General features: G+C 73.3%; 17 protein-coding genes. 9 read left to right on the top strand and 8 right to left on the bottom strand.

Annotation, left to right across the window (positions count from 1 at the left end):
• Nucleotides 1–144: 144 nt before the first annotated feature.
• Entirely contained in the window at nucleotides 145–831 is a 687-nt protein-coding gene (locus ACFPFQ_RS36175; protein WP_379627140.1) for a transketolase, read from the top strand.
• Nucleotides 831–1,751: a transketolase family protein gene (locus ACFPFQ_RS36170; RefSeq protein WP_379627138.1), complete on the top strand. Its 921-nt coding sequence runs from the start codon at nucleotides 831–833 to the stop codon at nucleotides 1,749–1,751. Before ACFPFQ_RS36175 ends, ACFPFQ_RS36170 begins: the two co-directional genes overlap by 1 nt.
• On the opposite strand, the gene ACFPFQ_RS36165 is transcribed toward ACFPFQ_RS36170, so the two are convergent.
• Nucleotides 1,732–3,108 (bottom strand): PLP-dependent aminotransferase family protein, encoded by a 1,377-nt coding sequence (locus ACFPFQ_RS36165; protein ID WP_379627136.1) that lies wholly within the window; start codon nucleotides 3,106–3,108, stop codon nucleotides 1,732–1,734. The genes ACFPFQ_RS36170 and ACFPFQ_RS36165 overlap by 20 nt on opposite strands.
• A 68-nt stretch (nucleotides 3,109–3,176) precedes the next feature.
• Here ACFPFQ_RS36165 and ACFPFQ_RS36160 point away from each other — a divergent pair, with 68 nt between their 5' ends.
• Complete coding sequence (locus ACFPFQ_RS36160; protein ID WP_379627134.1) at nucleotides 3,177–3,833, top strand: pyridoxamine 5'-phosphate oxidase family protein; 657 nt, start codon at nucleotides 3,177–3,179, stop codon at nucleotides 3,831–3,833.
• Nucleotides 3,834–3,873: 40 nt separating this feature from the next.
• On the opposite strand, the gene ACFPFQ_RS36155 is transcribed toward ACFPFQ_RS36160, so the two are convergent.
• Complete coding sequence (locus ACFPFQ_RS36155; protein ID WP_379627133.1) at nucleotides 3,874–4,656, bottom strand: MerR family transcriptional regulator; 783 nt, start codon at nucleotides 4,654–4,656, stop codon at nucleotides 3,874–3,876.
• Between the two features lie 53 nt (nucleotides 4,657–4,709).
• Between ACFPFQ_RS36155 and ACFPFQ_RS36150 the strand changes: the two genes are divergently transcribed.
• The 6 genes from ACFPFQ_RS36150 to ACFPFQ_RS36125 all read left to right on the top strand — a co-directional run bounded on the left by ACFPFQ_RS36150 (nucleotide 4,710) and on the right by ACFPFQ_RS36125 (nucleotide 11,574).
• Complete coding sequence (locus ACFPFQ_RS36150; protein WP_379627131.1) at nucleotides 4,710–5,042, top strand: hypothetical protein; 333 nt, start codon at nucleotides 4,710–4,712, stop codon at nucleotides 5,040–5,042.
• A complete protein-coding gene (locus tag ACFPFQ_RS36145; RefSeq protein WP_379627129.1) occupies nucleotides 5,039–6,325 on the top strand; it encodes an amidohydrolase family protein in 1,287 nt (428 codons plus the stop codon). The genes ACFPFQ_RS36150 and ACFPFQ_RS36145 overlap by 4 nt, the downstream gene beginning before the upstream one ends.
• A 25-nt stretch (nucleotides 6,326–6,350) precedes the next feature.
• Complete coding sequence (locus ACFPFQ_RS36140) at nucleotides 6,351–8,453, top strand: prolyl oligopeptidase family serine peptidase (protein ID WP_379627127.1); 2,103 nt, start codon at nucleotides 6,351–6,353, stop codon at nucleotides 8,451–8,453.
• A complete protein-coding gene (locus ACFPFQ_RS36135) occupies nucleotides 8,450–9,487 on the top strand; it encodes a mechanosensitive ion channel family protein (protein ID WP_379627125.1) in 1,038 nt (345 codons plus the stop codon). Before ACFPFQ_RS36140 ends, ACFPFQ_RS36135 begins: the two co-directional genes overlap by 4 nt.
• 38 nt (nucleotides 9,488–9,525) lie before the next feature.
• Nucleotides 9,526–9,909, top strand: coding sequence for a globin (locus ACFPFQ_RS36130; RefSeq protein ID WP_379627123.1), 384 nt, complete (start codon nucleotides 9,526–9,528; stop codon nucleotides 9,907–9,909).
• A gap of 96 nt (nucleotides 9,910–10,005) precedes the next feature.
• Nucleotides 10,006–11,574 carry a glycoside hydrolase family 13 protein gene (locus ACFPFQ_RS36125; protein ID WP_379627122.1) on the top strand — a complete coding sequence of 523 codons (1,569 nt, stop codon included), beginning with the start codon at nucleotides 10,006–10,008 and terminating at the stop codon, nucleotides 11,572–11,574.
• A gap of 142 nt (nucleotides 11,575–11,716) precedes the next feature.
• Here the strand turns inward: ACFPFQ_RS36125 and ACFPFQ_RS36120 are convergent, their stop codons facing one another.
• The 6 genes from ACFPFQ_RS36120 to ssb form a co-directional block, all read right to left on the bottom strand.
• A complete protein-coding gene (locus tag ACFPFQ_RS36120; protein ID WP_379627120.1) occupies nucleotides 11,717–12,340 on the bottom strand; it encodes a hypothetical protein in 624 nt (207 codons plus the stop codon).
• Nucleotides 12,337–12,744, bottom strand: a complete 408-nt coding sequence (locus tag ACFPFQ_RS36115; RefSeq protein WP_379627118.1) for an acyl-CoA thioesterase — start codon at nucleotides 12,742–12,744, stop codon at nucleotides 12,337–12,339. Before ACFPFQ_RS36115 ends, ACFPFQ_RS36120 begins: the two co-directional genes overlap by 4 nt.
• 3 nt (nucleotides 12,745–12,747) lie before the next feature.
• On the bottom strand, nucleotides 12,748–17,490 hold the full coding sequence (locus ACFPFQ_RS36110) for an NAD-glutamate dehydrogenase (protein ID WP_379627116.1): 4,743 nt from the start codon (nucleotides 17,488–17,490) through the stop codon (nucleotides 12,748–12,750).
• Nucleotides 17,491–17,744: 254 nt separating this feature from the next.
• Entirely contained in the window at nucleotides 17,745–20,432 is a 2,688-nt protein-coding gene (locus tag ACFPFQ_RS36105) for a hypothetical protein (protein ID WP_379627114.1), read from the bottom strand.
• Nucleotides 20,433–20,502: 70 nt separating this feature from the next.
• Nucleotides 20,503–22,179: an energy-dependent translational throttle protein EttA gene (gene ettA, locus ACFPFQ_RS36100; protein ID WP_379627112.1), complete on the bottom strand. Its 1,677-nt coding sequence runs from the start codon at nucleotides 22,177–22,179 to the stop codon at nucleotides 20,503–20,505.
• 24 nt (nucleotides 22,180–22,203) lie between these two features.
• The gene (gene ssb / locus ACFPFQ_RS36095) at nucleotides 22,204–22,635 is read right to left on the bottom strand and encodes a single-stranded DNA-binding protein (protein ID WP_379627111.1); all 432 of its coding nucleotides are present in this window, start codon (nucleotides 22,633–22,635) and stop codon (nucleotides 22,204–22,206) included.
• Between the last annotated feature and the right edge of the window lie 270 nt (nucleotides 22,636–22,905).

Genomic DNA, 22,905 nt, shown 5'->3' with positions numbered 1-22,905 from the left:
CGGGCGGTCCCCGCTCCAGCGCGAGTCGGGACGAACGGACCCGCGAGTCGGGATGGATGGCCCGCGAGTCGGGGGCATTGCTGACCGTGGGTCAGCCGGACGGCACTTGACCTGAAGCCAGGTTCATCTCGCAGGGTGGGTGGCATGACACTCGCCGCCCGCTCCTACGCGGACCTACCAGGCTTGATGACGCTGATGACCGGCGACGAGAAGCACGGTGCCAGCGCCACCTCCACCCTCGACGTGCTGTGGGTCCTCTACGACCGCGTGCTGCGGGTCGACCCCGCCGTCCCCGACGATCCGGGACGCGACCGGTTCCTGCTGTCCAAGGGCCACGGGCCGATGGCCTACTACGCCGTGCTCGCCGCCATGGGCTTCCTCTCCCCCGACGACCTGCGCGGCTTCGGCGGTCCGGACTCGCGGCTCGGGTACCACCCGGACCGCACGCTCGTGCCCGGCGTCGAGATCGGCTCCGGCTCGCTCGGGCACGGGCTGGGCCTCGCCGTCGGCACTGCGCTGGGCCTGCGCCTGGCGGGCACCGACTCGCGCACCGTCGTGCTACTGGGCGACGCCGAACTGGAGGAGGGCAGCAACGCCGAGGCGATCCAGTACGCCGGACGCGTCGGGCTGCACCGCCTGACGGCCGTCGTGATCGACAACTCGTCGGCGTCGCTGGGCTGGCCGGGCGGGATCCTGCGGCGGTTCACCGTGGAGGGCTGGTCGGGCGTGGACGTGGACGGTCGCGACCACGACGCGCTGGAACGCGCGCTCGCCGAACCCGGCGACAGCCCGCACGTCGTCGTCGCCCACGTCGAGCCGAAGGAGTCCTGATGACCGCCACGATCACCCGGGGCACCGACCAGCGGGAACGCTTCTACGGGCTGCTCCCGGAACTGCTCGCCGCCGACGATCGGCTCGTGGCCGTTCTCGCCGAGATCGGCGCCGGCTACCTCGATCCCGCCGCGGTCGCCCCGGTCGCCGACCGCGTGCTCAACCTGGGCATCCGCGAGCAGTTGCTCATCGGCGTCGCGGGTGGCCTGGCGCTGACGGGCCGGCGCCCGATCGTCCACACCTTCGCCCCGTTCCTGGTGGAACGACCGTTCGAGCAGGTCAAGCTCGACCTCGGACACCAGGACGTCGGCGCCGTGCTGGTGAGCGCGGGTGGCTCCTACGACATGCCCGGAGGCGGCCAGACCCACTTCGGCCACCGCGACGTCGCGCTGCTCGACACGCTGCACGGCTGGACGGTGCACGTACCCGGGCACGCCGACGAGGCCGAGGCGCTGCTGCGCGCTGCCGCCGCCGGTACCGGCCGGGTCTACGTCCGGCTCGACGGGCGCAGCAACGCCACGGCGTTCGACCGCGGCGACGGCCGGATGGCGGTGCTGCGCCGCGGCTCACGCGGCTCACGCGGCACGATCGTCGCGATCGGGCCGATGGCCGAGCGCACGCTCGCCGCCACGGCCGGGCTGGACGTCACGGTGCTCTACGCCGCCACCGTCCGCCCCTTCGACGGCGCGACGCTGCGGGCGACCCTGGATGCCCCGGACGTCGTGCTCGTCGAGCCGTACCTGCGCGACACCTCGACGGCCGAGGTGAGCCGGGCGCTGCGCGACGTCCGGCACCGGGTGCTCGGGCTCGGTGTCGGCCTCGACGAGCTGCGGACCTACGGCTCCCGCACGCACCACGACGCCCGGCACGGGCTCGACGAGGCCGGGCTGCGGCAGGCGATCACGGACTTCCTGCGGTGAGGGCGGCCCCGACCAGCGGCAGCGCGCGGTCCAGATCGGGGCGGGGCGGTCCGGCGTAGCCGATCACGATGCCGGCCGTTGCCGCCGGCCCTTCGTGGTAGGCGGCCAGTCCCTCCAGCCCGACGCCGCGCACCGCTGCGGCGCGCAGCACGGCCCGTTCGGCGGCCGCATCCGGCAGTGGGACGGCGATGTGCGCACCGGCCGCGTCGCCCAGCACGGTGTGCCCCGCACCGACCACGGCGGCGACGGTGGCCGCCCGCCGGTCGGCCAGCTCGCGGCGCAACCGGCGCAGGTGGCGGGCCAGGTCGCCGTGGGCGGCGAGCGCGGCGAACACGCGCTGCCCGGCGCGGGCGGGCCGGGCGCCGGTGCGCTCGCGCAGGTCCACCACCGCGGCGCGGACCGCGGCCGGGGCCACCAGCCAGCCGATGCCGAGCGTTGGGGTCAGCAGCTTGCTCGCTGTACCCAGGTGCGCCACCACGTCACGTCCGAGCGCGGCGAGCAGCGGCAGCGGGGCCACGTCGTAGCGCAGCTCGCCGTCGTAGTCGTCCTCCACCACGAGGAACCCCTCGGCACGGGCCCGGCTCACCAGCGCGACACGGCGGGCGGCCGAGAGTCGCGCCCCGAGCGGGAACTGGTGCGCCGGCGTGCAGTAGACGGCGGCGATCCCCGCCGGTAGCGCGTCGACGACGAGTCCCGCCTCGTCGACGGGCACCGCCACCGTCACGAGCCCGGCCGCGCGGAACGCGCCGACCGCGCGCTGGTAGCCGGGCTCCTCGACGGCCACCCGGGCGCCGGGCTGCAGTGTCCGCGCGATCTCGCCGATGGCCGCCGTGCTGCCCGCGGTGACGAGCACCTCGGCGGGGTCGGCTGGCAGCCCGCGGTGACGCATCAGGTGCTCGACGACGGCGCCGCGCAGCTCCGCGAGCCCGGCGGAGTCGGTGTCGGCGTCGGGCGGCGCATCCGAGGCCACCCGCCAGGCCCGCCGCCACGCGGCCCGGTCGAGCACCTCGACGCACGGCACGCCCGCGTACAGCCCGACCCGGTCGGCGCGATCCGCATCGGGGCGCGGGCGTGGCGCGCTGGGGAGCGACAGGACGCGCCGGGCGGCCGGCATCCCGACCACGAACGTGCCCGACCCGTGCCGCGCGGCCACCCACCCCTCCGCCAGCAGCTGGTCGTACGCCGCCGACGTCACGGTGCGGCTCACCCCGAGCGTGGCGGCCAGCATGCGGGTGGAGGGCAACCGATCTCCCGCGCGCAGCGTGCCGTCGACGGCGGCGGCCCGCAGCGCTGCCACGAGCTGCACGGCGAGCGGTCGCCCGTCGGTGCGGTCGAGGAGCAGCGGCGGCAGGTCCACAAGTGGCCTTCCAGTATCGATGGGAAGTGGCACTATCAGGATGCCACTCGGTGACCGACCCTGGAAGGGTGACGCAGCCGCTCTCCACCACCGCCCGCACCACCATCACCCGCGACCGGGAGCGCGGCCGCACCGATCGCGCCGACCTCTACGGCGTCCTCGACTCCGGGCTGGTCTGCCACCTCGGCATCGTCCGCGACGGCGGGCCGGTCGTGCTGCCCACCGGCTACGGCCGCATCGGCGACACCGTCTACGTGCACGGGTCCACGGGCGCCGGCTACCTGCGGATCATCGACGGGACGCCGGTCTGCCTCACCGTCACCCACGTCGACGGCATCGTCTACGCGCGGTCGGTCTTCCACCACTCGATGAACTACCGCAGCGCCGTCGTGCTCGCCGACGCCCGTGTCGTCCGGGATGCCGACGAGCGGTGGAACGCGCTCGAGGCGATCACCGAGCAGCTCGCGCCCGGCTCGTGGGAGCACGCGCGCCGGCCCCATCCCAAGGAGCTCGCCGCCACCGCGGTGATCGCGATCGACCTGTCGGAGGCCAGCGTCAAGATGCGCGTCGGCCCACCGGTCGACGATGCAGCCGATGTCGAGGAGGGTGGCCGCTGGGCGGGCGTGCTGCCGGTCCGGCCCGCCTTCGACGGGGCGCAGACCTGCCCGACGCTGCCCTCGGACGAGAAGGTGCCGGCGCACGTGACGGCCCGGGCCTCCGGCTGATCCAGCGGGGTGACATCGCTGACGTCGAACGTCAGCGATGTCACCCCGCTGGATCAGCCGCGAGCCGCGCCGCGTTCGCCATCGCAGCCCGCTGCAGGTACTCGGCCATCCCCGGCAGCTGCCGTTCGGGGCGCACGAGGAAGGCCAGCTGCTCGGGGTCGGTGACCGCGAGCCCGACGAGCTGCACGTGCATCGCGGGCGGGCAGTCGAACCACCAGCGGTCCAGCGCGAGCCGATGCTCCTCGGCGAGCTGGACGGCCGCGGGCGCATCGGGGGGTGTGCCCGCGGCCATCCCGGCGCGGAGCCGGTCGATCCAGCGGTCGGTCTCGTCCTGCATCCGCTGCAGGTCAGCAGCGGTGTAGGACGCCATCCGGTCGCGCGACTGCGACCACTGCGGCGTGGCACCCCAGCGCTGCTGCGCGGCGTCGGCGTACCCGGTGGGTGGCCGCCAACGGCCGAACACCGCGAACCGTTCCGCCGGGCTCACCGCCAGCCCGACGAGCTGGGCGCCCAGCGCCTCCTCCACCGCCGCGGCCATGTCCTGCAGTCGCCGCGACCGCTCGATGAGCAGGTCGCGCTGGCGGCGCAGGTGGGTGGCCGGGTCGGCGTCGGAGTTCAGCAGCGTGGTGATCTCGTCGAGCCCGAAGCCGAGCTCGCGGTAGAACAGGATCTGCTGCAGCCGCTCCAGATCGGCGTCGGCGTAGGCGCGATGGCCTCCGCGCGAGCGCTGCGACGGCGCCAGCAACCCGATCGCGTCGTAGTGGTGCAACGTGCGCACGGTGATGCCGGCCAGCGCCGCCACCTGCCCCACGGTGTGCGCCACATCACCCTCCTCGCGCTTGAACCTGACGTCGCGTCAGGACCGACCGTAGTGGCATGTCGAGGTACGAGGTACGACGCGACGACGGCGAGCTGCTGGGATTCGTGGAGCCCGACGCGGTGGGGGGCTGGCGCGCGCTCAGCGTGTTCGGCGCCGAGCTGGCCACCGCCGACGACCGGGACGGCGCCGAGGAGCAGGTCGCCGCCGTCGGGCTGGCGGTGCTCGCCGAGCGCTGGTGGTACCGCGACGGCACGGCCTGGGTACCGGCCACCCTCACCGAGGCCGCCCCGGAGCGCGTCACGGCCGTCGTGGGTGTGTTCCCCGACACGCCGCGCACGCTGACGCTGGTCGGGTCCGCCGCGGCCGGGCTCAGCAGGCGGCCGGCATGAGCACCACGATCACCGGCGTCGCGCTGTTCGACGGGCGCACCGCTCGCGGCCGCACCTCGGTGCGGTTCGCGGGCGGTGTCGTCACCGCGATCGCGGCCCCGGCCGAGGCGGGCGACACCGTCGTCGACGGGTCCGGTGCCACGCTGCTGCCCGGCCTGATCGACGCCCACGTCCACCTGCTGCCGGGCGCACCCCGGCAGGCGCTGGCGTTCGGGGTCACCACCGAGCTCGACATGTTCAGCAGGCCCGAGCTGGCGCAGCGCTGCCGCGCGGAGGCCGCCGCCTGCAACGACGTTGCCGACGCCCGTTCCAGTGGCATCGGCGCCACGGCTCCCGGCGGGCACCCGTCGCTGATGTACGGGTCGTTCCCGACCGTCTCCGGGCCCGCAGACGCCGCGGCCTTCGTGGCTGCGCGCGTCGCCGAGGGCGCCGACCACCTGAAGATCATCGTCGAGCCCGGCAACGTGCGCCTGTTCCGCATCCCCGCGCTCGACCTGCCCACCGTGGCGGCGCTGGTGGCAGCCGGGCGCGACCGGGGCCTGGTCACGGTCGCCCACGCGACGTCGGTGGCGGGCGTCGAGCTCGTCGTCGAGGCAGGGATCGACGTGGTCACCCACCTCCCGGTGGACGGCGTGCTCCCGGCCACGCTCGTCGCGCGGATGGCAGCCGCGGGCACCGCGGTGTGCCCGACTCTGACCGTCGTCGAGTCGGCGAGCGGCACCGCCGGACCCGTGCTCGCCGACGACCCCGCGCTCGGTCCGGCACTCGGACCCCGCTGGCAGCAGCGCCTGCGCGGCCCGTTCCCCACCGGCCCGATCGGTGCCGGTCCGGACGTCTCGGCGCCGATCATCGGGCAGCTGCTCGCCGCGGGGATCCCGCTGCTCGCCGGCACCGATGCCCCCAACCCCGGCGTCGTGCACGGCGCGTCGCTGCACCGGGAGCTGGAGCTGCTCGTCGCGGCGGGCCTCTCCCCTACCGCGGCGCTGCAGTCGGCCACGTCGACGACCGCGGACGCGTTCGGTCTCGCCGACCGCGGCGTGATCGCCCCGGGCCGGCGGGCCGATCTGCTGCTCGTCGACGGCGACCCGCTCACCGACATCACCGCGACCCGGCGGATCCGGCAGGTCTGGCGCGGCGGCCGACCGCGCGATCGCACGGCCTTCGCCGGCAGCCCGGCGGAGGACGAGCAGCTCGCCACCCTCGACGCGCAGGTGGCAGCGCTGCTGGCCACGATCGCCGAGCGCTGGCCCGGCGCGTTCACCGGAGGGGCCGGGAGCGACTGATCCGGGTCACGTAACCTCGGCCCGCGTGACCGAGCACCTGATCGAGCGATACCCGGCGGCCGAGCGACTCGACCTCGTCGAGGAGCTGCACGGCCACCCGGTGGCGGATCCGTACCGCTGGCTGGAGAACGCCGCCGACCCGCGCACCGTCGCCTGGTCGCAGGCCCAGGACCAGCTCGCGCGGCCCGTGCTGGACGCCCTGCCCGGCCGCGACGCCGCGGCGGCAACGCTGCGCGAGCTGCTGGCCACCGGCTCGGTCTCGGCGCCGCTGTGGCGGGCCGGGCGCCGGTTCCGGACGCTGCGCAACCCGGGTGACGAGCATGCCGTGCTGCACGTCACGGACCCGGACGGCGTCGAGCGGGTGCTGCTCGATCCGGTCGCGATCGACCCGACCGGGCTCACCACCCTCGACGCCTGGGTCCCCGACCTGGAGGGCCGACAGCTCGCGTACCAGCTCTCGGTCGGCGGCGACGAGCACTCCGTGCTGCACGTGCTCGACGTCACCACGGGCGAGCAGGTGGAGCCGCCGATCGACCGGTGCCGCTACTCGTCGGTGGCCTGGCTGCCCGGCGGCGCCGAGTTCTGCTACGTCCGGATGGTCGCCGAGGACGAGGCCCCCGCGGGCCAGCAGGCCTTCCACCGGCGCGTCTGGCGCCACCGCATCGGCACGCCGCCGGAGCAGGACCGGCTGATCGAGGGGCCCGGCCTCTACGAAGACCACACCTACTACGGCGTGCGCGTCTCCCGCGACGGGCGCTGGCTGCTCGTCAACGGCAACGTCGGCACGGCCCGTCGCGACAGCCTGTGGATCGCCGAGCTGGGCGAGGGCGCGCCGGAGCTGACGCCCGTGCTCGTCCAGTCCGACGACGTGCGGGCCGACGCCTGGGTCGACCGCGACGGGCTGCTGTACGTGATCACCACCGACGGTGCCCCGCGCTGGCGGCTCGCCGTCACCGATCCACGCACGCCCGGCCGCGAGCACTGGCGCGAGCTGGTGGCCGAGGACCCCGGATCGGTGCTGGAGGGCGTCCGCAGGCTGGAGCCGGCCGCCGGATCCGGCGAGACGCTGCTGGTGCTGATGCGCAGCCGCCACGCCGTGGCGGAGCTGGCCCTGCACGCGCTGGACGGCACGCCCCGCGGCGTCGTCCCGCTCCCCGGGCCCGGCTCGCTCACCGGGCTGTCGGTGGCCGACCGCGACACCCCCGCGCAGGCCGGGCGGCTCTGGATCGGCTGGACCGACTTCGTCACGCCGCCGCAGGTGCACCGCTTCGAGTCCGGCTCCACCGTGCTGGAGGACGCCGCGCCGGGCGCCGCCGCGGCTCCGGCGGTGCGCAGCGAGCAGCGCGAGTTCACCTCCCGCGACGGCACGACCGTACGGATGTTCGTGCTCCAGCCGGCAGGCTCCGGGCAGCGACCCACGCTCGTCACGGGCTACGGCGGCTTCGGTCTCAGCCGCGAACCTGCCTACGCGCCGTCGGCGCTGGCCTGGGTGGCCGCGGGGGGCGCCTACGCGCTCGTGTCGCTGCGCGGCGGCGGCGAGGAGGGCGACGCCTGGCACCTCGCCGGCAACCGCGCCCACAAGCAGAACGTGTTCGACGACCTGCACGCCGCCGCGGAGTCCCTCATCGCGGCCGGCACCACCACCCCCGACCAGCTCGCGATCATGGGCGGCTCCAACGGCGGCCTGCTCGTCGGGGCCGCGCTGACGCAGCGCCCCGATCTCTACCGCGCCGTCGTCTGCTCGGCGCCGCTGCTCGACATGGTGCGCTACGAGGAGTTCTCGCTCGGGCGCACCTGGAACGACGAGTACGGCACCGCGGCCGACCCCGAGGAGCTCGGCTGGCTGCTGTCCTACTCCCCCTACCACCACGTCGAGACCGGAACGGAGTACCCCGCCGTGTTGTTCACCGTGTTCGAGGCCGACTCCCGGGTCGACCCGCTGCACGCCCGCAAGATGTGCGCCGCACTGCAGCACGCCACCTCCGGCGACCCCGAGACGCGCCCGATCCTGCTGCGCCGCGAGACCGACGTCGGGCACGGCGCGCGCTCGGTGTCGCGCACCGTCGACCTGACGGCCGACTGGCTGGCGTTCCTCGCCACGCACACCGGGCTGGAGCTGGGCGGATGACCCTGAGCCCCGACACCCTTACCCCCGCCGGCATCGACTCCCTGCTCCCCGACCAGCCGCCGTGCGCCGCCGACACCGGGTCGCTCTGCGCCACCTTCTACGAGTGGACGAAGAACGACGCGATCGCCCGCTCGGCCGACACGATCGTCTCCACGACGCTGCACATCCTGCTGATCGTCGTGCTGGCGCTGGTGGCGCGCCTGCTGCTGCACCGCCTGATCAAGCGGATGGTCGACGGCGCCACGAGCTCGCGGCTCTCGCGAATCGTCGGCCGCAACGGCCGCAGCGCCGTCGCCACCCAGCGGAGCCTGCAGCGGGCCCGGACGGTCGGCTCGGTGCTGCGGTCGATCACCTCCGCGGTCGTGCTGCTCATCGGCGCGATCATGGTGCTCGCCGAGTTCGACGTGAACCTCGGCCCGATCCTCGCCTCGGCCGGCATCGTCGGTGTCGCGGTCGGCTTCGGCGCCCAGAACCTGGTGCGGGACTTCCTGTCGGGCATGTTCATGCTGCTGGAGGACCAGTACGGCGTGGGTGACATCGTCGACGTCGGCTCCGCGAGCGGCACCGTCGAGGCCGTCGGCCTGCGCATCACCACGTTGCGCGACGTCAACGGCACGGTCTGGTACGTGCGCAACGGCGAGATCCTGCGCGTGGGCAACAAGAGCCAGGGCTACGCCGTCGCCGTGGTGGACGTGCCCGTCGCCCACAACGCCGACATCGCCGAGGCCAGCGAGCTGGCCGGGCGGGTGGCCCGCGAGCGGGTCGCCGAACCCGACCTCCAGCCCGACATCCTCGACGACGTCCAGGTGCTGGGCGCCGAGAAGATCACCTCGGACGGTACGACGCTGCGCCTGACCGTGCGCGTCAACCCCGGTAAGCAGTTCGCCGTGCAGCGCGCCCTCAACGCCGCGCTCAGCGACGCCTTCGAGGACGCGTCGGTGCCGCGGCCCGGTCCCCCCGCGGTGGCCGTCCCGGTGCTCGCGCCGCCGGACCCGGCACCGGCTCCCACCCCGTCGCCACCTGCCGCACCCTGACGTCCGGTACCGGCGCGGCCACCATGGATGATGGAGCCGTGACGGATCCGCAGAACTTCTACGCAGAGGTCGGCGGCGCACCCGTCTTCGAGAAGATCATCGCCCGTTTCTACGAGCAGGTCGCCGAGGACGAGGTACTGCGCCCCCTCTACCCCGAGGAGGATCTCGGCCCGGCCGAGGTCCGCTTCCGGATGTTCATGGAGCAGTACTGGGGCGGCCCCCGCACCTACTCCGAGCAGCGCGGACACCCCCGCCTGCGGATGCGACACGCCCCGTTCAAGATCGGGCCGATCGAGCGCGACGCATGGCTGCGGTGCATGCTCATCGCCGTCGACGAGGCCGGGCTCGACGCCGCCCACCGCGACCAGCTGTGGAACTACATCCAGTACGCCGCCGCGAGCATGCAGAACTCGGACTTCTAGGACACGCGGCGGCCGGGACCCACCCGATCGCCGACAGGCACTACCCCGTGTCACCGACATGCCGCCATTCGGCGGGATGTTTGGCAAGATTCCCTCGTGCAGTGGTGGCGGGACGCGACGGTCTATCAGGTCTATGTCCGGAGCTTCTCCGATTCCGACGGCGACGGCGTCGGTGACCTCGACGGCATCCGGGCGCGCCTGGGCTACCTGGAACTGCTCGGCGTCGACGCGATCTGGCTGACACCGTTCTTCACCTCGCCGATGGCCGACCACGGCTACGACGTGGCCGACCCCCGCGACGTCGACCCCGTGTTCGGCGACCTCGACCGCTTCGACGCGCTCGTGGCCGACGCGCACGAGCACGGGCTGCGGATCACCGTGGACCTGGTGCCCAACCACACCTCCAGCGAGCACGAGTGGTTCCGCGCCGCGCTCGACTCCGGCCCCGGCAGCCCCGAGCGGGCGCGCTACCACTTCCGGCCCGGCCACGGGCCCGACGGCAACGAGCCGCCCAACAACTGGCGCAGCGTCTTCGGCGGGCCGGCCTGGACGCGCGTGCAGGATCCGCATCCCTCCGGTGGCTACGTGCCCGGCGAGTGGTACCTGCACCTGTTCGCCGCCGAGCAACCCGACCTGAACTGGACCAACCCCGAGGTCTGGGCCGACCTCGAGAAGACGCTGCGGTTCTGGCTGGACCGCGGCGTCGACGGGTTCCGCATCGACGTCGCCCACGGCATGAGCAAGCCCGACGGCCTGCCTGACGCGGTCAACACCGAGGGCGGCCTCCTCGACGACGCCGCCGACGACCCCCGGTTCGACGACGACGCCGTGCACGACGTCCACCGCATGATCCGCGCGGTGCTCGACCACTACCCCGGCCGCGCCGCCGTCGGGGAGGTCTGGGTCCGCGACGACGAGCGGTTCGCGCGGTACCTGCGCCCCGACGAGCTGCACATGGGCTTCAACTTCCGGCTGCTCGAGGCCGCGTTCGACGCCGCCGTGGTGCGCGAGGCGATCGAGCACTCGCTCGCCGCGGTCGCCGGGGTGAAGGCGGCGCCGACGTGGGCGCTGGCCAACCACGACAAGCCACGGCCCGTCACCCGCTACGGCGGCGGCGCGCTCGGCACGGCCCGGGCCAGGGCGATGGCGCTGGTCATGCTCGCGCTGCCCGGCTCGGCCTACATCTACAACGGCGAGGAGCTCGGGCTGCCCGATGTCGAGCTGCCCGACGAGGTGCTGCAGGATCCCGCCTGGGAGCGGTCCGGGCACACCGAACGCGGCCGCGATGCCTGCCGCGTGCCCGTGCCGTGGGAGGGCGGGGCGCCCGGCTACGGGTTCACCACCGGGGCTCCCTGGCTGCCGATGCCGCCCGAGTACGGGGAGCTGACCGTCGCCGAGCAGCTCGAGGACACCGACTCGACGCTGTCGCTGTTCCGCACCGCGCTGGAGCTGCGCCGCACCCACACCGGGTTCGACGGCGCGAGCGTCGAGTGGTTCGGCGCGCCCGAGGGCTGCCTCGCGTTCCGGCGCAGCGGATCCACGCTGGTGTGCGCGCTCAACACGTCGACGAGCGCGGTGCCGCTGCCCCCCGGCGACATCCTGCTGACCAGCGGCCCGCTGCAGGACGGGCTCCTCCCACCCGACACAGCGGCCTGGCTCGCCTGACGAACGCCCACTGGTTCCGGTTCGATCATGAACAGGTAGGCGTTCGCGGGGTGGGCCGCCGACGGCGCCCACCAGTTGGCCACCGCGCCGACGTCGAGACGTTGGCGCGGTGGCTGCGGGGTTGGCGCGGTGGGAGCGGGAGTCAGCCGACGAGGAGTGGCAACGCGGTGAGGCGGCGGCGCACCACCGCGCCGTAGCGGGCGTCGAGGCGCAGCCAGGAGCCGGTGGCCGACACGCGCACCGCGGAGCTGTCGGTGCCGATGAAGCCCATCCCGGACAGCGCGAACAGGCACCGCAACGGCACCTTGACGGCCGGCCCGGAGCCGGCGCTGACCGTGAGCACCGTCTGGTCGAGCAGCGAAGCGGGCGGGCCGAGGGGGCCCGCGTTCTCGCGCGCCAGCGTGAGCCCGCGCTCGGTGAGCCCTTCCACCTCGGCGGCGGGCACGTCGTCGACCTGCGCCCAGCCGTCATCAGGTGGCAGGTCACCCTGCCAGAGCCCGCCCGGGCCGGGGTCGACCGTGTCGCCGCGCTCCACCGAGAGCGCCGTCAGCAGCCCGACCGCCGGCGCCGTGACGTCGGACGGGTCGAGCGTGCCGTGCACCGACCGCGTGGCCAGCACGTCGAACGGTGTGGTGGCCCAGGTGGTGACACGATCACCGGCGGCGCGGAGCCGGACGGTGGCCGCCTGGTCCAGCCGCACCACCCGCCCGACGAACGAGCCGAGATCGGAGCGCTCGTCGCCGTCGGGGATCCGCAGCTCCGTCACTCGTCCACCCAGGTGCGCAGGAATGCCAGCTCGTCAGGGGTGAACCGGCGGGGTCGCTGTGTATCGAAGTCGAACATGGCCATCTTCGTCCACGCCTCGACGGCCACCGGGTCGTCCTCCTTCGGGCCGACGTGCAGCTCGTAGTGGATCTTGTAGGACGCGGCGCGCAGCTCGGCTACCCACAGCGTGGCGTGCAGGGGCTCGGGCCGGTACGGGAGCTGGCGCCGGTAGTCGACGTTGAGCCCGGCGACGAACAGCCCGCCGATCTTGTCGGTGGTGCGGGCCTCGTAGAGCAGCCCGACCCTGGCCTCCTCGAGCAGCGTGACCACCCGCGCGTTGTTCACGTGGCGGTTGGCGTCCTGGTCGCTCCAGCGCAGCGGAACCTGCGTGACGTAGCGGCTCATGCGTCAGCGGGCCAGTCCGCGCAGCTGCCGCGAGACGACCGACAGCGTGGCGAGGTCCAGCTGGCCGGCCGTGCCGACCTCGTGCAGTGCCGCCCTGGCCCGCACGAGCCGGGACGCGTTGGACTTCTCCCACTGCATGATCGCCGTCTGCACCGGGGTGCCCGGCGCCGACTCCCGCAGCGCGTCGAGCGTGATCGACCGCAGCGACCCGTAGAGGTCGTCGCGCAGCGCGAGGCGCGCCAACGCGTGCCAGCGGTCGCCGCGTTCGAGCGCGCTGACCGACGTCAGCGCCAGATCGATCCCGAGGTGCTCGGAGACCGCGTAGTAGAGGGCCGCGACCTCCATCGGCTCGCGCGGCTCGCGGTCGCGCTCGGCCAGCTCCGTGAGCTCGACGACGTCGAGCAGCCCGTAGCCGTAGACGAGCCCGGCAGAGCGCAGCGCGCACCCGCGCTCGACACCCGCGGCGCGCAGCTCGGCTGCCGGATCCACGACGGCGGCGAGCTCGCGCCCGCGCAGCAGCTCCGGCAGCTTCGCCCGCAGCTCCCGCACCGTGTCGGCGAACCGCGCCACCTCGGCGCCCACGGCGAGCGGCTGCGGGCGGTGGTTGAGGAACCAGCGCGACGCGCGGTCGAGCAGCCGGCGCGTCTCCAGCGCGATGCTGTCGGAGACCTGCGTCGGGATCCGCGCGTCGCGCAGCTCAGCCCACAGCTGCGGCAGGTCGAACACGGCCGTGGTGACGGCGTAGGCGCGCACCGCGTCGGTGGCGGTGGCCGAGAGCTCCTCACCGAGGCGGAACGCGTACGTCATGCCGGCGCCGTCGACCATCTCATTGACGAGCATCGTGGTGACGATCTCGCGGCGCAGCGGGTGACCCTTGATCGCCTCCGGGAACCGCTCGCGCATCTCGTGCGGGAAGTACTCCGGCAGCCTGCCCGCGAACGCTGCCGCGTCGGGCAGGCCGGTGGCGAGCACCTGCGCCTTGAGGTCGAGCTTCGTGTGCGCCAGCAGGGTGGCGAGCTCGGGGCTGGACAGGCCGGTCTGCGACGCCTCCAACTCGGCGAAGCCCTGCTCGTCTGGCAGCACCTCGAGCCTGCGGTCCAGCCCGTGGCGAGCCACCAGGTCGGTGGTGAGCCTGCCGTGCACACCCACCATCGACGCCCCGTGGGCGCGGGCGATGCCGAGCACGGCGTTCTGGTCGCGGTTGTCCTGCAGCACGAGCTCGCAGACCTCGTCGGTCATCTCGACGAGCACCGCGTTGCGGCTCTCCCGGTCGAGGTCGCCCGCGGCGACGAGCCGGTCCAGGAGGATCTTGATGTTGACCTCGTGGTCGGAGCAGTCGACGCCCGCCGAGTTGTCCAGGGCGTCGGTGTTGATCTTGCCGCCGGCCCTGGCGAACTCGATCCGACCGCGCTGGGTCAGGCCGAGGTTGCCGCCCTCCCCCACGACCCTGACGCGCAGCTCCCGCCCGTCGGCGCGCAGCGCGTCGTTGGCCTTGTCACCGGCATCGGCGTGGGACTCGTCCGACGCCTTGACGTAGGTGCCGATCCCGCCGTTCCACAGCAGGTCGGCGGGTGCCCGCAGGATCGCGGCCATCAGCTCCGGCGGGCTCAGCTTCACCACGCCGTCGGCCAGGCCCAGCGCTGCACGCACCGACGGCGCGATCGGCACCGCCTTCGCCGTGCGTGGCCAGACCCCACCACCCTCGCTGATCAGCGAGCGGTCGTAGTCGTCCCACGACGAGCGCGGCAGCGCGAACATGCGCTCGCGCTCCGCGAACGACGTGACCGCGTCCGGGTTCGGGTCGAGGAAGACGTGGCGGTGGTCGAAGGCGGCGAGCAGCCGGATGTGGCGCGAGAGCAGCATGCCGTTGCCGAAGACGTCGCCGGACATGTCGCCGACGCCGACGACCGTGAACTCCTCGCTCTGCGTGTCGACGCCGAGCTCGAGGAAGTGCCGCTTGACGCTCTCCCAGGCGCCCTTGGCCGTGATGCCCATGGCCTTGTGGTCGTAGCCGACCGAGCCGCCGGAGGCGAACGCGTCGCCCAGCCAGAAGCCGTAGGAGTTGGCCACGTCGTTGGCGGTGTCGGAGAACTTGGCCGTGCCCTTGTCGGCGGCGACCACGAGGTAGGAGTCGTCCGCGTCGTGGCGCACGACGTCGGGCGGCGGCACGGTTGCCCCGTCGACGAGGTTGTCGGTGACGTCGAGCAGGCCGGAGATGAACATCCGGTAGCACGCCTCGACCTCGGCGGGCCCCAGCTCGGAGCGGCGGACGTAGAACCCGCCCTTCGCGCCGACGGGCACGATCACGGCGTTCTTCACCGCCTGCGCCTTCACCAGGCCGAGTATCTCGGTGCGGTAGTCCTGCGGCCGGTCCGACCAGCGCAGCCCGCCGCGGGCGACGGCGCCGAAGCGCAGGTGCACGCCCTCGACGCGGGGCGAGTAGACGAAGATCTCGAACTTCGGCCGCGGCGCCGGCATGTCCGGGACGGCCGACGGGTCGATCTTGAAGGAGAAGAACTCGCGGTCGCGGAACCAGTTGGTGCGCAGCGTCGCGGTGATCATCGCGAGGTAGCCGCGCAGGATCCGGTCGGCGTCCAGGCCGGTGACGGCGTCGATGAGCGCCTGGACCCGGCCGAGCGACTCCTCGACGGCCGCCTCGCGGTTCTCCAGAGCCGGGTCGAACCGGGCACGGAACAGCGCCAGCAGCCCGCGCGCCACATCGGGCTGGGCGAGCAGTGTGTCGGCCATGTACTGCTGGCCGTAGGTGGTGTCGAGCTGGCGGCGGTAGCGGGCGTATGCGCGCAGGATCGCGACCTCCCGCCACGGCAGGCCGGCGCGCAGCACCAGCGCCGAGAAGCGGTCGGTCTCGGCGTCACCGCGCCAGGCCGCGCTGAACGCGGCGCAGAACCCGCGCTCGATGTCGGCCTCGCTGCGACCGGCCAATCCCGCGCGGGTCAGCTCGTCGATGCGCAGCCCGAAGTCGTAGACGAACACGCGCAGCCCGTCGGGGCGCACGAACTCCGACGGCCGCTCGTCGAGCACCTCCAGGCCCAGCTGCTGCAGCAGCGGCAGCACGGCCGTCAGGGTGGCCGGGGAACCGCCGAGGTAGAGCGTGAAGCGCCGCTCGTCGGGGCCGGAGCCTTCACCGGTGGCCGGGTAGAGGCGCACGGCGAAGGCGCCGGGGCCGCCGAGCGCGGCGATGTGGCGCAGGTCCTCCACGGCCTGGGCGGGGGTGGCCACGGCCTTGTACGCCTCGGGGACGCCGGCCAGCGATCCCGCCACCGTGGGGCCGTCGGGCTCGGACAGCAGGCGGTCGTCCCAGGTGCGGACGGCCTCGGTCAGCTCGTCCTGCAGCGCCGCGACGTCGACGCCGGCGAAGCCGACGGCGTCGGTTCCGGTGTGCACGGTGAAGTGCACCAGCGCGAGCCGCGACTCCGAGACGCTGGCGGTGTGGTCGACGGAGGTGCCGCCGAGCCGGCGCTGCAGCAGATCGGCCATCGCGAGCCGCGACGAGGTGGTGTACCGGTCGCGCGGCAGGTAGACCAGGCAGGACAGGAAGCGGCGGTACGGGTCGGGACGCAGGAACAGCCGCACGCCGCGGCGACCGGCCACGGCGAGCACGCCGACGGCCGTGTCGTGCAGCCGCTGCGCGCTTGCGCTGAACAGCTCCTCGCGCGGCAACCCGGAGATGACCTCGAGCATCTGCTGGCCGGAGTAGGACTCGATCGGGAAGCCGGCCTGGTGGATGGCCTCCCGGACGCGCCGCTCGACCACGGGGATGTCGAGGACGCTCTCGTAGAGCGCCGGCACGGTGAGCGTGCCCAGGAAGCGCTCCTCACCCGAGGGGCGGCCGGAGCCGTCGTAGGTGGTGACGGCCAGGTAGTACGGGTAGACCGGACGCAGCGGGCTCGGCGCGCTGGCCCGCGTGATCACGAGCATGTCGCGCTCGCGGTCGAGCGCATCGACGCGCGGGGCGAACGAGGCGGCCATGCCGGTGTCGCTGCGCAGCATGCCGAGTCCCGATCCGGGCTCGGCCACCAGCTGCGACGGATCCTGCGGGTCGACGGTGTAGCGGCGGCAGCCGATGAACGTCAGATGCCCGTCGACCATCCACCGCAGCAGCTTCGCGACCTCGGCGGGGTGCGTGCCGTGACCGGTGCCGGGGCCGGGCAGCGCGGGCAGCCGGTCGGCGAGCTTGCTCGCGCGCTGCTGCATCGGCTCGGCGTCCTCGACGACCTCGCGCACGTTCTGCAGCACCTCGGCGAGCACCCGCTCGAGGTCCTCGCGCGGGGTGGCGAGCGGTGCGAGGTCGAGGTGGATCCAGGACTCCACCACGGTGTCGGCGGGCGGCGACGCGGGATCCGCCGTGGCGAGCACCTCGGCCAGCTTGCCCCCGGTGCCGCGGCGCACCACGACGATCGGGTGGATGACGCGGCGGACCTCGCCACCGGCCTTCGCGACGCCCGCCAACGCGGACCCCACCAGGAAGGGCATGTCGTCGGTGACGATCTCCACCACCGGCCCGGCATCGCCGTCGGGTCCGGCGCCCGGCTCGGGGTCGCGCACCCGGATCAGCGTCTCACCGCCCGGACGTTCGGCGGCGAGCTGGAGGTGACCGCGCGCGGCCGCCTCCAGCATCGGAAGCAGGTCGCCCGACGCGGCCCGGAGTTCGGGCGCGTGACGCGCGTAGAGCGCGCTCAGGTCGGCCAGATCGGGGTCCGGAGTGTGGGCGGTCCGGCTCGTCACATGCGGCTCCGAGGATCGGCGGTGATCACCTTGTGGGTGACGTCGGCGGCAGCAACCCTATCCCCGACGACACTTCACCCATCGTGCGCTTCGCCCTCGCCCACAGCACCACCCGGGCCGGGAACTTGAGCGAGGTTTGATGTGCACGGCGGCACGTGGTGGCCGCGGTCACAGCATGCCGCAGCGGGGCCCCGGTCGCGGCGTACAGGGTGCCGCGCCCGTCGGGGATGCGGCGGGTTCGGGTGCGGGCGGTTTCAGATGCCGCGGTAGGCGGCCAGCGCACCGGCGAGGAGGTCGGCGAGGCCGAGTCCATCGGTGGAGTCGGCGACGGGCCGGGCCTCCGATGCCGGTTGCCCGGCCCCCTGGGCATCCGGATCCGCTGCGGCGCGGCGGGCCCTCGTTCCGGCCGCAGCGTCCGAAGCGGCGGTGTCCCCACCGCTGCCGGCCCCACGGCTGCTGGTGCTGGGGTCCCGGTTGCTCGCGCCCTCACGACGGTGCCGGCGACCGTCGTCGCTGCTGCCGCGCTCCTCTGGCCGGAACGGGGCGCGCCCACCGGCGTCGTGGCGCCCGGCGCCACCTGCGGGCTCCGCGCTCCTCGGGCCGTCGAGCTCCGACCAGGAGGCCCGCGCGGGACGCGACGACTCGCTCAGCGCCGAGGTGAGTTCCGGCCACCGGTCCTCGGACGCAGCGGCGGGCTGCGGCTCGGTGTACCCGGCCGGTGTCGGGGTTCGCCAGTCGTCGATCCCCCGGTTGTCGGGAGCCGGCTCACCCGCGCCGGAGAGATCGGTGAGGGGGTCGGCCAGCGGATCAGGGCGGCGGGCGGGGGCGGCGTCGAGACGCTGCATCAGCTGCGCACCCACCGGCCCGTCGGCGTCGTGGACGGCGGCGCGCAACCGCGCACCCGCGAGATCCTCGGCTGCGGTGAACCCCTCCAGCAGCCCGGTGAGGGTGCGGTGCATCCACTGGGTGGCCTCGGAGCGCCCCCATCCCGGCAGCACCACGGAGAGCGCATCGTTCTCGTCCTGGCGCAGGCGGGCTCCTGAGGGCAGCCGGTCGGTGAGCCGCTCGGTGAGATCCCGCACGATCGCGCGGGCCCGGCGCCCGGCGAAGCGGCGCCCCTCCCGCGCGACGTCGATCACCACGACGCAGCCCTCCGCTGCTGTCTCCCGGCGTTCCGGCGTCTCCCGGCGTTCTGGGGCGGAGCGCCTCCCGGAGCCGGCGGGAGCAGCCGCGTCGGGCGCCGCCTGCTGGGTCGCAGCCGCAGCGGGTTGATCCCCCGGCTTGCCCCAGACGCGGTCGAGCTCGGCGAGTGCGGCTTCCAACCAGCCCTCGGCGTTGGTGTCGATGTCAGCCATCTCGCGGGGCAGCTCGCGGTGCTCCGGCGCGGACGGAGCGACGTCGGCGGGCTCGCTGTCGCGCCGGCGCCTGCCGCCGCGCTGCCGCCCGTTGCGGTCGCCGGATCCGTTCTCGGACGCGGTGCCGTTGCTCCCGGTGCCGTTGGGCCCGGTGCCGGAACGGCCGGGCTCGGGCAGAGCCTGCTCGTCGAGCGATGTGGACCAGCGACCGGTCGACCACGGGTCGACGGCAGGCAGCTCGGCGGTGAGCGAGGGCTTGCGGTGCGCCGGGGCCTGCGGCTCGGGCCGCTGATGAGCAGACCTGCCGTTTCCGGTGCCGCGCGATGGTCGCTCGTCGCGCCCATGGCTGCCGTTCACGTTGCCGGCCTTCCGATCACCGCTGTTGCGCCCGCCGCTGTTCGTGGTGGAACCGTTGGACGAGCTGCCGCCGCGGGCGGTGACACCACCGTCACGGCCACCGGTCTCGTCTCGACCACCAACGACTTGACGGTCCTGCGGGATACGCGGCGCCACAGTAGGGGTGACGGTGGGGGCCACCGTGCGAAGGGCCTCGAGGAACCGGGCTCCTCGACGTCCATCACGCAGCTGGGCGGCGACCCCCAGCCGCATGGACTCGAGCGCGGCGTCGATCGAGCCCGCCTTCTCGTGCAGTGCACCCAGCGCCGAGTGGCACACCGACTCGAGATCCGCGGCGTCGCTGGCCGCGGCGTCGACCGCGGCCCTCTCCAGCGCGTCGGCCGCACCGGCACCCGATCCGCTCGCCAGCGCCCGGGCGAGGGTGAGCCGCAGGCGGGCGACCTGGCGGCTCGGCCGGGAGGTGCGCAGCCGGGCACCCCACGGCTCGCAGGCGGCCCGGGCCTCACCGAGCCGACCCGCATCCAGTAGTGCCGAGATCCACTCCGCGGCGAGCGCAGCGGACAGATGGGCCGACGCGGTGCCCGAGAGCGCGGCGCCCCGACCGCGGTCGAGCCGGTCGAGACCCTCCGCGGCCCGCTCCACCGCCTCGCCGGAGCGACCGGCGCGGCGCGCCGTGGCAGCCGCGACGAGCGTGACGGCCGCGATGCCGACATCGGCACGCGGCGACGCGACGTCCGACCATGCCGACTCGGCGCGGCGCAACGCTGCGGCGACCTCGCCGGGGCTGTCCTCCGCCGCGCATCGGGCCAGCGCGCAGAACGCGTCGGCCCGCAGACCCGCAGGCACGTCATCGGCCGTGACGGGCTCCAGCAGCGCCCGGGTGACCCGCACCTCGCCCGACGCGGCGGCCAGCACGGCGAGCTCGACACGCAGCCGGTAGGCGGCGGTGTCGGACAGCGGCTCGCCGCCCCATCGCGCAAAGCCGCTCAGGACCTCACAGGCCACGACCCGGCCGTCACCGGTGGCCGACCGGGCGTGCACCGCCCAGCCGGCTGCCCGCAGCCATCGGTCCAGGTCGGCCTCGGCGACCGCCGTCTCGAGGACGTGGTCGGCGAGCGCCCCGGTGAGATCGGGCCGCGACCACCGCAACGACGCCGCAGACGACAGCAGGTCGGCCTCGGCCCCCCGGCTCGACCCCACCAGCGCGATGCCCGAACGCGTCGTGCCCACATGACCTCCTGCAATTCGGGCATCCCACGGCAGAGCCGACCGTGATCATCTTACGAGCGAAGTATCGCTCTCAGTCACGGGTCAGCTTACGATGCGTCACTCGGTGCGGGCGCGCGGCCTCCACTCCCAGGCGTTCGACCTTGTTGGCCTCGTACGCCTCGAAGTTGCCCTCGAACCAGAACCACGACGCCGGGTTCTCGTCGGTGCCCTCCCACGCGAGGATGTGGGTGCAGACCCGGTCGAGGAACCACCGGTCGTGCGAGATCACCACGGCGCAGCCGGGGAACTGGTCGAGTGCGTTCTCGAGCGAGCCGAGTGTTTCGACGTCGAGGTCGTTGGTGGGCTCGTCGAGCAGGATCAGGTTGCCGCCCTCCTTCAGCGTCATCGCGAGGTTGAGCCGGTTGCGCTCGCCACCCGAGAGGACGCCGGTGGGCTTCTGCTGATCCGGGCCCTTGAACCCGAACGCCGCGACGTAGGCCCGCGACGGCATCTCGGTCTGCCCGACCTTGATGTAGTCGAGCCCGTCCGAGACGACCTCCCAGAGGTTCTTCTTCGGATCCAGACCCGAGCGGTCCTGGTCGACGTAGGACAGCTTGACCGTGTCGCCGACCCGGACCGTGCCCGAGTCCGGCTGCTCCAGCCCGACGATCGTCTTGAAGAGCGTGGTCTTGCCGACGCCGTTGGGACCGATCACGCCGACGATGCCGTTGCGCGGCAGCGAGAAGGACAGGTCCTTGATCAGCATCCGACCGTCGAAGCCCTTGTCGAGGTGGTCGACCTCGACGACGACGCTGCCCATCCGGGGGCCGGCGGGGATCTGGATCTCCTCGAAGTCGAGCTTGCGGTGCCGCTCGGCCTCGACGGCCATCTCCTCGTAGCGCTGCAGGCGGGCCCGCCCCTTGGCCTGGCGTGCCTTAGCTCCGGAGCGCACCCAGGCGAGCTCCTCGGTGAGCCGCTTCTGCAGCTTCACGTCCTTGCGCCCCTGGACGGCCAGTCGCTCGGCCTTCTTCTCCAGGTAGGTGGAGTAGTTGCCCTCGTAGGGGTAGGTGTGGCCGCGGTCGATCTCGAGGATCCACTCCGCCACGTTGTCGAGGAAGTACCGGTCGTGGGTGACGGCCAGCACCGCGCCCGGGTAGGCGGCGAGGTGCTGCTCCAGCCAGAGCACGCTCTCGGCGTCGAGGTGGTTGGTGGGCTCGTCGAGCAGCAGCAGATCCGGCTTGCTCAGCAGGAGCTTGCACAGCGCCACCCGGCGGCGCTCACCACCGGACAGGGTGGTGACCGGCGAATCCGGCGGCGGGCACCGCAGCGCGTCCATCGCCTGGTCCAGCTGGGAGTCGAGCTCCCACGCGTCGTTGTGATCGAGGATCTCCTGGAGCTGACCCATCTCCTCCATCAGCTCATCGGTGTACTCGGTCTCCATCTCGACGAGGATCGCGTTGTAGCGATCAAGCTGCTGCTTGATCTCGCCGAGGCCCTCCTCGACGTTGCCGAGGACGGTCTTCTCCTCGTTGAGGGGAGGCTCCTGCTGCAGGATGCCGACCGTCGCACCCGGCTTCAGGTACGCGTCTCCGTTGTTGGGCTGATCCAGCCCTGCCATGATCTTGAGGACGCTCGACTTGCCGGCCCCGTTCGGACCGACAACGCCGATCTTCGCGCCCGGCAGGAAGTTCAGCGTCACATTGTCGAGGATGACCTTGTCGCCGTGGGCCTTACGGACCTTCAGCATGCTGTAAATGAACTCCGCCACATCACGATGGTAGGCGTGAGGTCCTCAGCCCCCGACGCCCGCCTCCACAGGCTCTGCCGGTCTGAGCGCCACGCCTTGCTCCGGGACGGCGGTGGCCTTGCGCACGCGGGTGACCTCGGCCGTGCTCCACGTCAGATCGGGCCCGACGGCCGAGGCCTCGATCTCGACGGCCGTGGCCTGCCGGCCGTCCTTGTCGTACTGGCGGGTGAGCAACCGGCCGCGCACGATGACCGGATCGCCCACCTTCAGCGATGCGCCCACATGCTCGGCGAGCCCGCGCCAGCAGTTGACGGACATGTAGACGGAGTCGCGCTCCTGCCAGGTGCCATCGGCGCGGTTGAACCAGCGCTCGTTGCACGCGATCCGGAAGTAGGCCTTGGTCGTGCCGTCGGCGAGCGTGCGCATCTGTATCGCCGTGACCACGTTGCCCACTGCCGTCAGCTGCGTCTCGTTCATCTGATGCTCCATCCGTAGCGATCCGGTCTCGTACGAACGAGCCTGCCGGGTGCGGGCGGGGCGTGGCAGCCGAATGTCGAATCTGTGGACAGCGCAGGGCGATGGGGACAACGTGTGGCCGGAGCGGCTGGCGTAGCCGGTTCTGTCGGTGCCGACTGGCATGCTGCGGCAAAAACACGCCCGGCACGAGAACGCACAAAAAAGGGCCCCTCCGTCCGAAGACAGAGGGGCCCTTAATCACATTTGATGTCGGCGGCGACCTACTCTCCC

This window comes from Pseudonocardia sp. GCM10023141 (assembly GCF_042653605.1).
Note: the sequence above shows the minus strand (reverse complement) of the source record. Positions and strands in the feature narration are given on the sequence as shown.

Excerpts from the sequence above, each read along its gene's own strand:
- ACFPFQ_RS36175 (WP_379627140.1), top strand. The coding sequence starts at position 145 with ATGACACTCGCCGCCCGCTCCTACGCGGACCTACCAGGCTTGATGACG.
- ACFPFQ_RS36170 (WP_379627138.1), top strand. The coding sequence starts at position 831 with ATGACCGCCACGATCACCCGGGGCACCGACCAGCGGGAACGCTTCTAC.
- ACFPFQ_RS36150 (WP_379627131.1), top strand. The coding sequence starts at position 4,710 with ATGTCGAGGTACGAGGTACGACGCGACGACGGCGAGCTGCTGGGATTC.
- ACFPFQ_RS36145 (WP_379627129.1), top strand. The coding sequence starts at position 5,039 with ATGAGCACCACGATCACCGGCGTCGCGCTGTTCGACGGGCGCACCGCT.
- ACFPFQ_RS36135 (WP_379627125.1), top strand. The coding sequence starts at position 8,450 with ATGACCCTGAGCCCCGACACCCTTACCCCCGCCGGCATCGACTCCCTG.
- ACFPFQ_RS36115 (WP_379627118.1), bottom strand. The coding sequence starts at position 12,744 with ATGAGCCGCTACGTCACGCAGGTTCCGCTGCGCTGGAGCGACCAGGAC.
- ssb (WP_379627111.1), bottom strand. The coding sequence starts at position 22,635 with ATGAACGAGACGCAGCTGACGGCAGTGGGCAACGTGGTCACGGCGATA.